The organism is Microcystis sp. LEGE 00066 (genome assembly GCF_015207925.1).
GTDB classification, from domain to species: Bacteria; Cyanobacteriota; Cyanobacteriia; order Cyanobacteriales; family Microcystaceae; genus Microcystis; species Microcystis ichthyoblabe_A.
Window position 1 is genome coordinate 1 of the sequence record NZ_JADEVX010000111.1, and the last position, 14,940, is coordinate 14,940.

Annotated in this window: 9 protein-coding genes; 1 reads left to right on the forward strand and 8 read right to left on the reverse strand. The window is 42.5% G+C overall.

Annotated features, from left to right (window positions below; translation table 11 throughout):
• Window positions 1-57: 57 nt before the first annotated feature.
• The 3 genes from IQ224_RS15240 to sir all read right to left on the reverse strand — a co-directional run bounded on the left by IQ224_RS15240 (window position 58) and on the right by sir (window position 4,226).
• The gene (locus IQ224_RS15240; RefSeq protein ID WP_228036255.1) at window positions 58-897 is read right to left on the reverse strand and encodes an MAE_28990/MAE_18760 family HEPN-like nuclease; all 840 of its coding nucleotides are present in this window, start codon (window positions 895-897) and stop codon (window positions 58-60) included.
• Window positions 898-899: 2 nt separating this feature from the next.
• Window positions 900-2,159, reverse strand: a complete 1,260-nt coding sequence (locus tag IQ224_RS15245; RefSeq protein ID WP_036400818.1) for a DUF262 domain-containing protein — start codon at window positions 2,157-2,159, stop codon at window positions 900-902.
• Window positions 2,160-2,288: 129 nt separating this feature from the next.
• Window positions 2,289-4,226 carry a sulfite reductase, ferredoxin dependent gene (sir, locus tag IQ224_RS15250; protein WP_002743804.1) on the reverse strand — a complete coding sequence of 646 codons (1,938 nt, stop codon included), beginning with the start codon at window positions 4,224-4,226 and terminating at the stop codon, window positions 2,289-2,291.
• Window positions 4,227-4,416: 190 nt separating this feature from the next.
• Between sir and IQ224_RS15255 the strand changes: the two genes are divergently transcribed.
• Window positions 4,417-6,816 (forward strand): ATP-binding cassette domain-containing protein, encoded by a 2,400-nt coding sequence (locus IQ224_RS15255; RefSeq protein ID WP_002743806.1) that lies wholly within the window; start codon window positions 4,417-4,419, stop codon window positions 6,814-6,816.
• 156 nt (window positions 6,817-6,972) lie between these two features.
• Here IQ224_RS15255 and msrA read toward each other — a convergent pair whose 3' ends face one another.
• The 5 genes from msrA to IQ224_RS15280 form a co-directional block, all read right to left on the reverse strand.
• Window positions 6,973-7,635, reverse strand: a complete 663-nt coding sequence (gene msrA / locus IQ224_RS15260; protein ID WP_036400820.1) for a peptide-methionine (S)-S-oxide reductase MsrA — start codon at window positions 7,633-7,635, stop codon at window positions 6,973-6,975.
• 134 nt (window positions 7,636-7,769) lie between these two features.
• Entirely contained in the window at window positions 7,770-9,410 is a 1,641-nt protein-coding gene (locus tag IQ224_RS15265) for a hypothetical protein (protein WP_002743810.1), read from the reverse strand.
• 76 nt (window positions 9,411-9,486) lie between these two features.
• Window positions 9,487-11,559: a caspase family protein gene (locus IQ224_RS15270; RefSeq protein ID WP_194033161.1), complete on the reverse strand. Its 2,073-nt coding sequence runs from the start codon at window positions 11,557-11,559 to the stop codon at window positions 9,487-9,489.
• Window positions 11,556-12,725, reverse strand: coding sequence for a sulfate adenylyltransferase (gene sat, locus IQ224_RS15275; RefSeq protein ID WP_002739877.1), 1,170 nt, complete (start codon window positions 12,723-12,725; stop codon window positions 11,556-11,558). The genes IQ224_RS15270 and sat overlap by 4 nt, the downstream gene beginning before the upstream one ends.
• A 124-nt stretch (window positions 12,726-12,849) precedes the next feature.
• Window positions 12,850-14,154, reverse strand: a complete 1,305-nt coding sequence (locus tag IQ224_RS15280; RefSeq protein WP_002743813.1) for a calcium-binding protein — start codon at window positions 14,152-14,154, stop codon at window positions 12,850-12,852.
• Between the last annotated feature and the right edge of the window lie 786 nt (window positions 14,155-14,940).

Sequence of the window (14,940 nt, forward strand, 5' to 3'; positions counted from 1 at the left end):
ATACTTAATTTGTCCAGCCAACTGTTTTTTTGGGTGATCGCCTCTCCTCAAAAATAGTTACTTTGTACTATATGCCCATGCCAAAATCGGGGTTAATGCTCTATTTATTTCAAAATGAGAATTGCTGATCTTTTTCTTCCTATCAACAAAGCAATAAAGAACTAATTCACTCATAGCTTGACATATAGCTTCGACAAAATCACATAATTGTAGTAACTCATTGGCATTAAGAACGGTATCTATTTCTTTACCATGAGCAGAATTATTACGAAGTTCGATAAAATTCTTTAATTCATTTTCCACACTACCCCTACTATTATTGTCAATAAAATTCTTAACTTTTTTATGATTTTCTATCCATTGCCAAGAATCAGTTGCAGATATGCCAGCATTGACTAAAAGTCTGGTTAATTGCTCTTTTCTAAGATTAGCTTCATGTAACAAAAAAGCGGCTGATGTGAGATTATATCTGCTTGTATTTTGGTATTCAGTATCAAATAAATTTTTGATAATGTCCCTCTCTGAAAGAGAATCGAAGCGATTTATTTTATTTTCATTGCTCAGTAATGTAGCACAACCAGTCTGATGCTGATTTCTTACAGATTCAGGTAAATCTTGATAGCAACTATATAATTGAGGCAGCAAAATAATCCAATCTCTTACTAGATTTTCGACAAAATTTTCGTAAAGAGCATATAACCTTGTGATAGATGAACAATGATCGTTAACTAGCCACTTTCTTGTTAGAGGAGCGTTTGCTTGAAGATATTTTAAGTCTTCTGTGTTGAGTTGTGAAGGATTATCCGCAATAATTTCTCTAAGTTTTTCACTGATATTAATTATTGATTGAATGGTCTTTATCTCATCCTTTAGGTTATTTAAAAGTCCTTCAAACATTCTCAAATACTCTGCTTAAGAACTCGTTGAATCAGAGAATCAAAAATTTGAATACGAGCTTTAATATCATCTTTGGTATCCCCTTCTCCGGTGAAAAGTCCTTTTTTTAATTTTTTATCTTGATGAGTAATTCCCTGGGAATCTTGAGTAAATAAGCTGATAGTTTCATCAATTATCGCTGATTTTCTAGTAATTAATTCTTGATAATCAGATAAATGGTTACTGAAACTGATCATCACTGCATCATAGTAAACTTTATAAGCTTTCGATTTATGTGTTTTGGTTTTACTATCGAAAGGCTTAAATAACTGATCCTGATAAATGTTAGATACTAACTCTATAGTTTGGTTAAATACTTGCTCGAACTCTTGGATATTCTCGTCGGAAAAATTAAGACTTTTTTTCATCATATAATTATCCAGATATTTAGATAAATTACCGGTATATTGGTCAATATCCCTCAAGGCAAAAAAACGGAGGATTAATTCTACATCTCCCATCTTTTCATAAAATCGATTTTTTTTGAGTTTTTCTTGATTATAAATAGGAATATTCCAAGCTTTAGCAAAAATATTATTCTCAGAAAGCTTCAATAAAAGTTGATTGAATTTCCCAGAGTAAATACAGTTTCTTATTTCTTGGCGACTCAAACCTACACCTCCTGTATTGAGGCGTTCAAAAACCAGTTGTTTTAAAGATAAAGCTTCCTCTATATCCGATAGAGACTCGGTAATAACAACTATAGTTGAAATGGCGCGTCGATTGATGCCATCTTTGATTTTTGCAGGAAGACTTTCATAGGTTCTTCCTTCTAATTCAGGCCAGATCTCTAACCCTGTTAATTCTAATTTGTTGTTATAAAAATTATCAATTGCTGTGATTCTTTGTTGACCATCCATTACTTCATAGGAGTTATAGGAAGTTTCATAGAGAATCAGAGGAGGCACGGGAATATTCATCAAAAAAGATTCAATCAGTCTCGATTGTTTTTGTGCGTCCCAGCGATCCCGTCTCTGGTAGAAAGGACGCTTTTCCATATAGTTAGGTTTCTTTAAAGAATCAGCAAAACTAGGCAATTTTTCTCGATTTATTTCTAATAATATTCTTCGTTCACCTTGTTCATATTTTTCATTAATTTCATTATCTGATAATTTTTTAACATCCTTTCGGGAACGTTTTTGCCAAGGATTTGTTTTAGTTTGTGAGATTGTCATAATTTCCCACCAGAGGGGTACAAATTGATATGACTGGACTTCCCTCATTCATTTTTAAGCATAGACTGAGGATATATAGGAAAATTAAGAGTTATTGGTAATCTTCCCAGATAACTCCCAAAAGTTAATTCTCTTAAATTGACAACTGGTCACTGATAACTGATAACTGGTAACTGATTAGGATTTTTGGCTAAAATAGGCCTCTAGCGCCTCATTGATGATTTGATTCATCGGCCGTTTTTCCGTTTCCGAAGCTTCCTTGAGACGGACAAACATATCATCGGGGACGCTGACACGGTTTTGATTTTTACGCACGCGTTTGGGTTTTGATTCAGTGGTAGTAGTTTCGGTCATTTTAGGTGTGTAGGTGGCTGAAAATGCTTGTAAAGCAGGGAAATTGACTCGATGACAGAATTCTCCGAAGGTTTCGTTATTTTGTTGATCCTGTTGGAAGTAAACGAAAATCGGTTCTAAGACCTTTTCTAGATCATCGATCGCCATTTTATCCAAATAGGGGCGCGCTAGTCGAGTTTGATCGGCTGTTCCCCCCAACCAGAGTTGGTAGGAATTGGGAGCGCTACCCACAAATCCTAATTCTGCCATATAGGGACGCGCGCAGCCATTAGGACATCCTGTCATGCGGATGACAAATTCCTCTTTGGATAATCCTAAGCGATTAAGCAGGGTGCGAATGCGTTCAATCACGCTGGGTAAAATTCTTTCTGACTCGGTAATCGCTAATCCACAGGTGGGCCAAGCGGGACAGGCCATGGCATAACGGGTTAAAGGGTCAATTTCAGCGGGATTGGTGATAATTCCGTGTTCTTTCAGGATCGCCTCGATCGCTTGCTGATCCTTGGGTTCGATTTCGTAGAGAATGATATTATGGTTAGCCGTCAAGCGCATGGGTAGCTCAAAACGCTCGACAATCACCTTTAAGGCGGTTTTTAGCTGAAAACTGCCTTCATTTTTGACCCGGCCATTTTCCACAGAAAGACCAAAAAATAATTTTCCGTCTCCCTGTTCATTCCATCCCAAAAAGTCTTGATATTTCCAATCGGGGAGGGGTTGGTAGGGGGCAATTTTTTGGCCGAAATAACCCTCAACAGTGCTGCGGAATTTTTCTACTCCCCATTCTTCGAGGATATATTTCATTCTCGCATGACGACGATCGCCGCGATCTCCGTAATCCCTTTGGGTTGCCACGATCGCTTTTACCAGATCATATACCTCCTCTTTGCTCACATAACCGATCGCATCGGCCATTCTGGGGAAAGTTTCTTCCTTATTGTGGGTTCTTCCCAGTCCACCCCCCGCAAGGATGTTAAAACCCTGTAATTGACCGTTTGCGTCGGTAATCACCACTAAACCGAGGTCATTGGTGTAGATATCGATGGAGTTGTCCCCCGGCACTGTGACACCGATCTTGAACTTACGGGGCATATAATGTTGACCGTAGATCGGTTCGATCGGATCCTTTTTGTTAATGCCATTTGTATCTTTTTGTCTCGATGCCTTGACTTCTGGTGCTTCTTCTGCACTGATCACTTTTTCGCCATCGAGCCAAATTTCGTAATAGGCTCCAGTTTGGGGAGTGAGCAAATCGGCGATATTATTGGCATATTCCCAAGCATAGCCGTATTCGGGGCGATTTTTGTAGGGGGCTGGCGGTGCAGTGACATTGCGGTTAACATCACCACAGGCCGCTAAAGTGGATCCCATACTGCGGATAATTTCCCCGAGGGTTGCTTTGAGATTTTTCTTTAAAATGCCGTGTAATTGGAAGCCTTGGCGAGTTGTCACGCGTAAAGTGCCGTTACCGTAGCGATCGGACAAACTATCGAGGGTAAGATATAGTTGCGCGGGAATAAACCCCCCCGGACTGCGGGTACGCAACATCATTTGATAGTCTTTTTCTTGACCTTTGGCTCTATTGTCGCGATTATCCTGTTGATAGGAACCGTGAAATTTGAGGATCTGCACCGCCGCATCGGTAAAATGGGTTGTATCTTCGAGGAGTTCACTGGCCAAAGGTTCTCGTAGATAATTACTGCGTTCTTTGATACCTTCGACTTTAGAAACCTTGGCGGTAGGAGAAATAGGAGTTGTAACCATCGTCTAACAGCACGATAACCTGTGGATAGGTCTTAGGAATTTAGACAAGCTCGATCGATCCTAAGAAGTTTTACTAACATGATCTCTAGAGTTCGTTCCAGACTCTGAGGTTTACAGTAGCGATCGAGACATTAATTCTATCTTAACTTCTTACTGTCCCCCGCGAACGCCATCTACCGATCGAATTTTTATGACCAATTCTCCTAACATTAAAACGGTTATTAGTCAAGAACCCTACATTATTCTTAACAATCAGGGAGAAATTCTCCCTTCTATTAATCTAAGTCGTCCTAATTATAAATTGGGTCGGGATGGTCAACAGGTGGATTTAGTTGTTCCCCAACACTGGACGGTGGTGAGTCGAGTCCAAGCTTGTTTTCGTCGTCAGGGAAATGATTACTATATCTACGATGGAGACGGGACTAATCCTAGTTCCAATAAACTTTTTATCAACAATCGCGTCATTACTCCCAAAGATGGCTATCTTTTACGAAATGGAGATGAGATTAATATCGGTCAAGATGTCAAAAATTGGGTCAAGATTACCTATTATCATCCTAACCAACCAGTAAAAAGCCCACCTTTAGCTTTTAAATCGGTTTCCCTAAGCAATCGCAGTGTAGTTTTAGGACGAGATAATGCTGCCACTGTGGTTTTAGACGCACCGACAATTTCTCGACAACACGCGATTATCGACAGCGATAACCAAAATCGTTATATTCTCCACGACAAAAGCACCAATGGAGTCTTTATCGACGGACAAAAAGTATCGGGTAGTGCCATTTTAACCAACGGTTGTACGGTGAGAATCGGCCCCTATAGTTTTCGGTTGCAGGGAGATGAATTGGTTTTATTAGATACGGGGGATAATATCCGTCTGGATGCCGAAAATATCGTCAGGATGGTGCGGGATAAAAAGAAACGACCTTTGATAATTCTCAATCATATCTCCTTACCGATCGAACCGAGTCAATTAGTGGCAATTGTCGGGGGAAGTGGTGCGGGAAAATCGACTTTATTAAAGACTTTATTAGGAATTGAACCCACCACCTCGGGAACTGTTTATCTGAATGGGGAAGAGCTGCGCCAGAATTTTAATATCTATCGCACCCAAATCGGTTATGTTCCCCAATACGATATCGTTCACAGGGATTTAACCGTGGGAGAAGTGTTATATTATGCTTCTAAATTAAGGCTACCTCCGGATCTTAATTGCCAAGAAGTGATCGAGAAAACCCTGCAGCAGGTGGAATTGTTAGAAAGAAGAAATACTTTAGTCAGAGACTTAAGCGGTGGTCAATTAAAAAGGGTGAGTATTGCGGTAGAATTATTAGCCAATCCCAAATTATTCTTTTTAGATGAACCCACTTCGGGATTAGACCCCGGTTTAGATAAAAAGATGATGGAATTGCTGGCAAAATTGGCCAAAGAAGGCAGAACAATTCTCCTAGTCACCCATGCTACTAATAATATCAATCTCTGCGATCGATTAGTTTTTCTTGGTCAAGGAGGCAATTTATGTTATTTTGGTTCTCCGGGGGAGGCCTTAAATTTTTTCTCTTTACCTCAGGGGGATTTTGCCGATATTTATATTCATCTGGAAACTAGCGAAAAAGTTGAGCAAGAATGCCAACGTTTCCAAAAATCCGACTACTACAAAAATAATATTGAAGCAAGAATCGGTAAAATATTTCAGCAAAATCATAGTAAACCGCAACAGGTTCAACAATCTTTTTGGTCGCAACTACAGGTTTTATGTCAACGCTATAGCCAATTAATTATCCGCGATCAGGTTAGTTTAATTTTATACCTATTAACCGCCCCGATCGGAATTTTATTAATGGCCATGGTTTTAGGTAACGAAAATCCTTTATTTTTGGGGGATAATCCCAGTTTTAATCAGGCTATCCAATCGGCACCTTTAGCATTAAAAACTCTCTTTGTTTTTACCTGTGCGGAATTGTGGGTAGGTTTTGCCTGTTCCCTACAGGAAATTGTCAAAGAATCGCCAATTTATCAGCGAGAAAGATTAGTTAATCTGGGATTATTACCCTATTTATTCTCAAAAATTATGGTTTTAGCAGCCTTAGCTTTTCTGCAAACAATTGTAATTACCTGCGTAATATTTTGGGGATTTACTGACCCGCAACCAGAATTAATGACTTGGTTAATTGGCTGTTTTATTACTACATTTTTAACTATATTTGCGGCAATTAATCTCGGTTTATTAATTTCTGCTGGCGTTAATAATATCACTCAAGCAAATAGTGCCTTACCTTTAATTTTAATTCCTCAGATTATCTTTGCTGGGGTATTATTTAACTTAGAAGGTCTGGGAAAATATCTATCATGGTTGATGATTAGTCGCTGGTCGATTGGTGCCTATGGGGTATTAGTAGAGGTGGAAGCTATGATTGCAGAAGCAAAAGAACAAAATAGTTTTAATTTCCCTTTACCCTTTGAGGATACCAATCAAGTTTATCAATTATCTATCAATAATTTGTTATTGAATTGGGGAGTATTAATTCTTCATTCTCTTATTTATTTTCTCCTTACCTATTGGTTGCAAAAAAGAAAAGATATTTTATGATCTAAATTATGAATGATAAATGATAAGTAGGGAGGCACAATTATTGGTAGGATGGGTTAGCGGTAGCGTAACATAATCGGGGGTTGGGTTTCATGCTTCAACCGAACCTACATTCTAAATTATAACTGATAACTGATAACTGACTCCTAACCCTACTTAATTTAACTTCAGATCAAGAGCGATCGGACATTCCACTTTCGTTCCCCCTAAACCGCAGTAACCGCCGGGATTTTTCGCTAAATACTGCTGATGATAAACTTCAGCATAATAAAATTCAGGTGCGTCGATAATTTCCGTGGTAATTTGACCATGGCCCGCTTTATTGAGAGCTTCTTGATAGATCGATCGAGATTTTTCCGCTAATTGCTTTTGCTGGGGATTATAAGTATAGATACCCGATCGATACTGAGTTCCCGTATCATTACCCTGACGCATTCCTTGGGTGGGATTATGACTTTCCCAGAAAACCTTTAACAGTTGTTCGTAGGAAATCACACTGGGATCATAGACCACTAAGACCACTTCATTATGCCCAGTCATGCCGGTACACACTTCCTGATAGGTGGGATTGGGGGTGATACCAGCCGCATAACCCACGGCCGTGGTGTAAACTCCTTCTAATTGCCAAAATTTCCGCTCTGCTCCCCAAAAACAGCCTAAACCAAACATTGCGGTTTCCATACCGCCGGGGAAGGGGGGCTGCAAAGGACGACCGTTAACGTAGTGGGTGCTAGGTACGGGCATTTTTTCCGATCGCCCGGGTAGTGCTTCCCTTGCCGTGGGCAAAGTTAATTTTTTTCCGAATCCGAATAACACCATAATTAAGAATTTGTCCAGAAAGTTTTACCTTACTTTACATTGTCGCTTAATTTTGGCGATTTCAGTGGTCAGATTAGAGTTTTCAGTTCACTGATTACTGTTCACTGAAAAAGAGCCGCCGCTGCCGGTTCAAATTAACCAAAGTGAGGCATAAGAGTCAAAACTCCCAAGTCTAAATCTTTACTATCGATCGATTTTGCCTCGTAGAGGGCTAACATATCGTTTAATTGGGGATTACCGCAGGAGGAACCGGTTACGCCCATGGCAATAATCAAACCACAATAACCTTCGGTATTTTTGATGCGTTTTTGCCAATTGCGGCGAGCATTACGGTGGTCGGGATCATCTTGCTCGAATTCCCCAAAGAGATAGAGGTCCCCATTAGCCATTTTCAGAATCCCCAGATCATAACGGGTATCTTCTAGGGGATCTTCGCCGGGGTTAAAACCAATGGCCGCCAAACCGCCAGCTTGTTCGATTTTTTCGATAATTTCCTTGGCTTTTGGTCGGGAGGTCTGGATCATCACCACGGGGAAACCCTCCCCTTTTGTGGGTACGGATTGGGGTTGATAATGGATTTTCGGGCGACTGCGAATTTTATCTAATAATTGCCAGGGAACCATTCCCAGACTCAGATGTGCATTATCAGGGACTAGATTTTCCTTGAGTACGGATTCTTCCTCATCATCATCCTCATCGTCGTCCTCCTCCTCTAAGAGTTGCATAAATTCCGCACATAGATCGGGCATCGTAGCCACCGTCACGGCCACGGTTTCCCCTTTTGCTTGTTCGGGATCGAGGGGAATGCGAAAACGACGCTGTAATTCTCCGATCGGTTCTTCGGATAAAGCGGATTGATTGCCTTTAAAAAAGCGCAACAGAGCTATTAAAGCTAAATATACAGTGATGGCTTCTTCTTCATCCAAATAGGGGCGAATACCTTCGTAGGGATGCACGCTGCCGAAAACTGGATGGATTTGGGAGGGGGCAGCCGAGGCCAGATCGTAGTCATCCTCATCATCGTCCTCATCATCATCGGCCAATTCGTAGCTTAAAAACCAGCAATCTTGGGAAAGAAAGGCTTTTTCTAATCTTTCCATCGATTTTTCTTCTAAAGCGGCCTGCCGGAATTGTTTGAGGGATGCTAGGGAACGATAGAGAATGACTCCGTATTCCCGACCGAGCATTCCCATGACACAGGCGTAAAGATTCGGGAAATCGGGGCGATCAATCTTAATTTCCAAAATATCGTAATCAGCCAAACAGGACCAGGGTTCAGCTTTCCAAATTTCGTGAGCAGTTTTCACTAAAGCGGACTGCCAAGCGGGGGGAATTGCCGGGGGGCGGTTATTTTGGAATTCGTCGAATCCACGAAAGAGATCATCGATCAGGGGCAAATTGGGGACATAATCGATGGTGATATCGAGATCTTGTAGTACCCCACGCAGAAAAAACTGTGTTTCTCGATCGCGGACGATAATTTTTTTCGGTCTAGCTGGCCGGGCGGGATTTTGCGGTGTTTCGATGGCGCGGATTAAGGTTCTCACCATGGCCTCCGGTCCGGTTTCGGGGGAAACTACTTCCATAGCGCGTACACAGCCCTCGCTACCATCCACCCAGATCACGCACTCGCCACCGCTTTCTTGATTTGGTTCTAGGGTAGCCCGGGGCATTTTCTCGGATAAGGATAAAGCACGACGATCTCCTTCCCAAACACTGGGAATTTGTGGAATTTTTTTGAGGCGGCTTTGGGTGGTCCGGGGCAGAAGATTCATCGGGAAATTTAGGGGTAGCTGTGTTAGGATTTTAACCTTTTCTTTTCAAGGATTCCATAAGAATTATTCTATCGATTTAGTCGATAACTTGATAAATAAACCGGAAACCTGACCAAGTTCCCAGATCAAAGGCGTATTCATCAATTACACTGCCAGAATTATCCGTTTTTAAGCCTAAATCTAATTTTAGATCGCTCCAGAAAGCTCTGGCTATTTCTAGGGGGTTAGTCAGGGTGAGCAGTTGGCTGGCTTCTCCCTTGAGGCTTTGAGTGGCATTGAGAAGGGTCAAGGTTTTCGGGAAAGGATGGCGACTGAGGATCAGTATATTCTCTCTGATGCCCTTGGGTTGACTAATTTTCCAATGCCCTTGGCGGTCATTGGGGATGGTGGCCTTGGTTTTGGCCGCCACGACAAAGGGGGCTAATGGACTGGAATTGGTGGAATTATCGGGGTTTTCTGAACGGGAACAGTATAAAAGCGGTTGGCGATCGCTGTTGAGGACAAGGATCATTGCGTAGAGGGGTTGTTCTTCTTGATTTTCGATTTGATAGCGAATTTCCGTCCCGACGGGCAGAATTAAGTCATTTTTAGCGGTATTAGTCCCCCTGCTACCCGGTATTTTTTGGGTTTGTACCGTGGAGATATAGGTTTGATCGAGGCTTTCTAGGGTGACAATGACGGCTAAACCGGAGGATTCTTGATTGATCAATAAGTGCCACAATTTGCGGGCTAGCAGGGTTTCTAGTTGCGATTGCAGTCGTTTGATCCCCGATTTAATTGCTTCGTTGGCCGCCCCTAAACTACCGATAATTAGGGAGCCATTGGCAGATAATAACTGATAATTGCCAGTTTCTTCGCTACCAACTCGACTTAAGAGACAATCTACCGTTTGTTCACCAATGTTAACCACGGCGGCTACATCGGGCAAACTGGCAAAGGTACTGGTGGCATCTACCCGTTCGATCCGGGTTAAGTTACTATCCAAACCGACGATTAAACCAATTTGACTGGGAAAAACCCGCAATTTTTCCTGTAGAATCTGTCCTATTTCTAGGGAGGCGGTTGGTGATAATAATTGCGCTTTGGCTTTTAAACCCTGACGGGAGAGAATTTGTAGGCTGATTTCCTCCCCAGTCGCCTCAATAAAGCTCAAACAGGAGTTAATTCCGTAATTTTCTAGGATTTCTAAGGGCAGGCCGACCAGATTGACTTCTAGGGTGCGTTCATCAATAAGATTTGTAACAATTGCCGCTCCACCCCTTGACTTTTCTGGCTGTATATGATATGGCGGCGCAGAATTATTTTGATTACCGGTCAGGATTGCCGGCTGCTGTTGTTCACTGCTGTGACTAGCGACGAGATGACGGAGATGGGGAAAAGCGATCGCAATTGTCGGACTGGGGCAAGCTTGCCAGAGATACTGGGTGAGATCATAGGTGAATAAGCCAGCATTAGGGCTATTACCGCTCAATTCCAGGGCGAGTTGCTCCGGTTTAGCGGCAGCGAGAATAACGCCGTTACTAGGCTTATTTTTGAGATTAAAACGGGTTTTAATATCGGCAGCGAAAGTTAACTCGGCGGGGTTAAGATCAGTCAGGCTTTCGGGATAGGAACGAACGCGAAGATTACCGAGATAGGGCTGAGGTTGGGGGAGATGACTACTATCAAAAATCAAGCTACACTTATCCGTAGCTAGACAGCGAGCCATCAGCAGGATATTTTCCTTGATTAAAGCATTTTCTGACCCATCAGCAGTAATAAAAACCTCTTTTCCGGCCCCAACACTGCCATAACCACTAAAGTGAAAAATTACCACATCCCCCGCCCTGGCTTGGGCGATCAGGTGTTCTAAAAAAGCCGCTTCGATCGCTTCTCGACTGGCTTGTTGTCCCGTTAAAGTTACTATATCAGCATCCTGAAAACCAAAACGATAACGGAGAAGGTCTTTTTGTAACTCCACATCGGTAAGACAACCGGGCAGCGGCGGAATATTCGCCCCATACTGGTCAATACCGACTAAAAGAGCCAATTTTCGGGGATTAGGGGCGGCGAGAGCAGCCAAATGACGATTAAGAGTCCCTTGACTAATAGCCAAAGTCAGCAACCCCCAACCTGTCTGCTGGATCAATTCTCGCCTAGTTATGTTCATGATCCTTGCATAGCCCGGATTAATTCGGCAGCCACTTCTGGACGGGAGAATTCCGGGGGTGGTAATTCTCCTTTGCGCAGCAGTTCCCGGACTTTCGTTCCCGAAAGGTGGATTCTTTCTTCCGGTAAACTGGGGCTAGTTTTGGTGGTTGCCATTCCCGAAGTGCGGGTACAGTAGAAAGCGTGTTCAAACTTCATCGGTACGATTCCCAATTCCCCCGGCTCGAACTCATCAAAGATATACTGAGCATCGTAGGTTCCGTAGTAGTCGCCGACTCCGGCATGGTCACGACCGACGATAAAATGGGTACAACCGTAGTTTTTACGGATAATAGCGTGGAAAATTGCTTCCCGGGGACCCGCATAACGCATAGCTGAGGGGTTGATAGCTAGAATAACGCGATCTTGGGGGAAGTATTTATCCATCATGATCTCATAGCAACGCATCCGCACATCGGCCGGTACATCATCGCTTTTGGTAGCGCCGACAAGGGGATGCAAGAATAAACCATCTACCACTTCTAGGGCGCATTTTTGAATGTATTCGTGGGCCCGGTGGATGGGATTACGGGTTTGGAAACCGACAATCGTTTTCCAAGCTTTTTCGTGGAACATCTTGCGCGATTGCAGAGGATCGATCTGATATTTGGGAAACTGAGGATGAGGATCGCGCTGAAGTAACCATATTGGACCTGCGAGGTTAATTTCTCCCTGTTCGTAGAGGACTTTTACCCCGGGATGTTTCTGGTCGTCGGTACGATAGACGTTAACTGCTTCGTGGGCCTTATTATAACGGTATTTTTGGGTTAGTTCCAGGACTCCGACAAAGTTGCCTTCGCTGTCGTCTAAACGAATCCAGTTGCCTTCTTTGAGAGGATCCGCCACTTCTTCGCTAACGGAAAGAGTCACGGGAATTGCCCAGGGTAAACCATTGATTAGACGCATATCATCGACGACTTTTTCGTAGTCGTCCTGTTCCATAAAGCCTTTGAGGGGACTGAAACCACCAATAGCAATCATAACTAAATCCGAGAGCGCTCGTTCATCTAGGGAAACTCGCGGTAGTTTTTCAGCTAGGGCCAGAAATTCGGCTTTTTCGGCTGCGGTAGCAATACGATTAATTAATTGCCCACCGTGGGGCGCGATTCCTTCGGTCAGTACAGTCATAAAAATTTCTTTACATTGTCACGGTTTATCCTATCAGAAGTTGGTTAAAGCTCTATGGGATTCCAATAAAAAGGCTTGTACTGAAACAGTACAAGCTCTTACCTTAGATTGAAAAATTTAGATATTAGGCAATTACACTGAAGTTGCTTTGGTTGACTGTGGCCAGAGTGGTAGAGGTAGAACTTAAGGTGGCCAGAAGGTTAGCACCTGTACCGAATACGGCGGTATTAAAAGCATTACTGGTGTACCATACCTCCACCCCTGCAGCCGTGCCAACACTCAAAATTGCCGCATTAGAGAAGGCCCCCGCAAGAAATGCCGCACCGGCGGCAGCAACCAGGGAGTCACCTTCACCGTAGCGACGAGCGGAGAGGCTACCGCGAGATAATCCGGCAAAACCAGAAGATCTTAACTGAATTCGATCAACAGAGATGAAATCAGTGATCAAATCTGCTCCTTCAGAAGAGGAATTGTAGATGTAAGTGTTAGTCCCTGTTCCTCCAGTGAGAGTATCTGCCCCAGCACCACCCACAAGAGTATCGTTACCGCCACCAGCACTGATTACATCATCCCCGCTACTACCGTTGAGAATGTTGGCTTGAAAATCGCCAGTAATTGTATCATTGCCGCTAGTCCCGATGACATCATCAAAATTGAGAAAAGTCCGATTGATGGTGGGAAAAGGACCAAAAACAGAAGCCCCACCCGTGGAGAGATTGATAGAAAGGGAAGCTCCCAACGAAGCAGTGCTGGAATCGATAGTATTACCGCCCACCAGAGGATTGGCAATAATCGTCTCCATACTGATCGTATCATCGACCCCTGCAAACCTTTTCTCAACGATTCCCGTCGGTTTGACAGTAATCGCTCTTCTTAATCCCCGATAGTCGGCGGTATCATTGCCTGTTCCCCCCTCAAGGGTATCGTTTCCTGTCGTGCCGAAAAAGGTGTCATTGCCTCCATTTCCTCGCAAAAGATTATTTTGACTATCACCTTTTATGAAGTCATCTTGATTAGTTCCTGAGACATCATCGAAGTTGTTAACAGTAAAGTTTAAAGCACCGAGAAGAGGAACATTTCTGACGGTTAAACGGGAGGTACTGAGATCAACCTCGATAAATGAGGGGGCAGCGGCTGTGGAAGCATCAATTAAATTATTACTAGCAAAAGGATTGGCAAGAATTCTTTCAACAGAAGTCAGTTGATCACTGCCGAGACTACCTTTCAAGATTTTGCCTGTGGGCAAAATAGTAATACTCTGTGGAACAGAGACTCTTGAGGAAAAAGGGTTGCGAAGATTGCTGTAGTCAGCAGTGTCAAAACCACTGCCACCGTTGAATATGTCGTTGCCGCTACTACCAATAAAGGTATCGTTAAAACTGGTCCCCACAAAGTTGTCGTCAAATATAGTTCCAAAGAAAACTGCCATTAGTTACAAACCTCCGATTTGGTCTTTTCAAAAAAATATAGAGCCAATAGTTATAAACATTGAACAAGCTTTTAACAGCATTGTTGGTTAGGGAAAAATTTGCTGATGTTTCACATTAGCTTTTAGGCAATATCACAACGTCAGAAGACTAGCAATCAAAAGGGATACCATAAAGTTCTGTTAAGTAGTTTTCTTAGTCAGTAGTTAGGGAATGAGTCAAAATAACTCAAGGCAAATTATTTCGGCTTTTCCATGAACTCTGAGAAATACTAACTTAATGTTGTGTTTAGTTTTAGAATGTAAACTTATATTAAGTTGTGTTTCAAATGTTGTCAAACTCTATATAAAGTTTAAATAAGCAGTTTATCGGGGAAAATTGTTGAATTCGGTTTTTATGTCCAGAATCGTACTTGCCACTGCTAATATCGTTGATTATCATTATCAAGGAAGAATCCGGTTACTGCGACGATCTGCTGAAGGCTCAATAGCTACTGACTGGAAGCCTGATATCACGCCGAAGTCTGACCGTCGAAGCCTTTTGCTTATCCTGATAAGTAGCCTATACTCAACGAATTTAGTATAGTTTACCCGCTAATAGTCCCAGGTCACTCGATCGCATCCATGTTCCTATCTATCCCCAAACTCCCCAACCCTTAATCCTATCCATTAGTCACATCTTTCTTAACATAAAATTTGACAAAAAGAGAAAAGTGTGCAAGATGGCTCAAGGAGGTTCTATGGGGGGACTAATTTGATGAGATAGTTTCCAAGTCTGGCTGATATCAT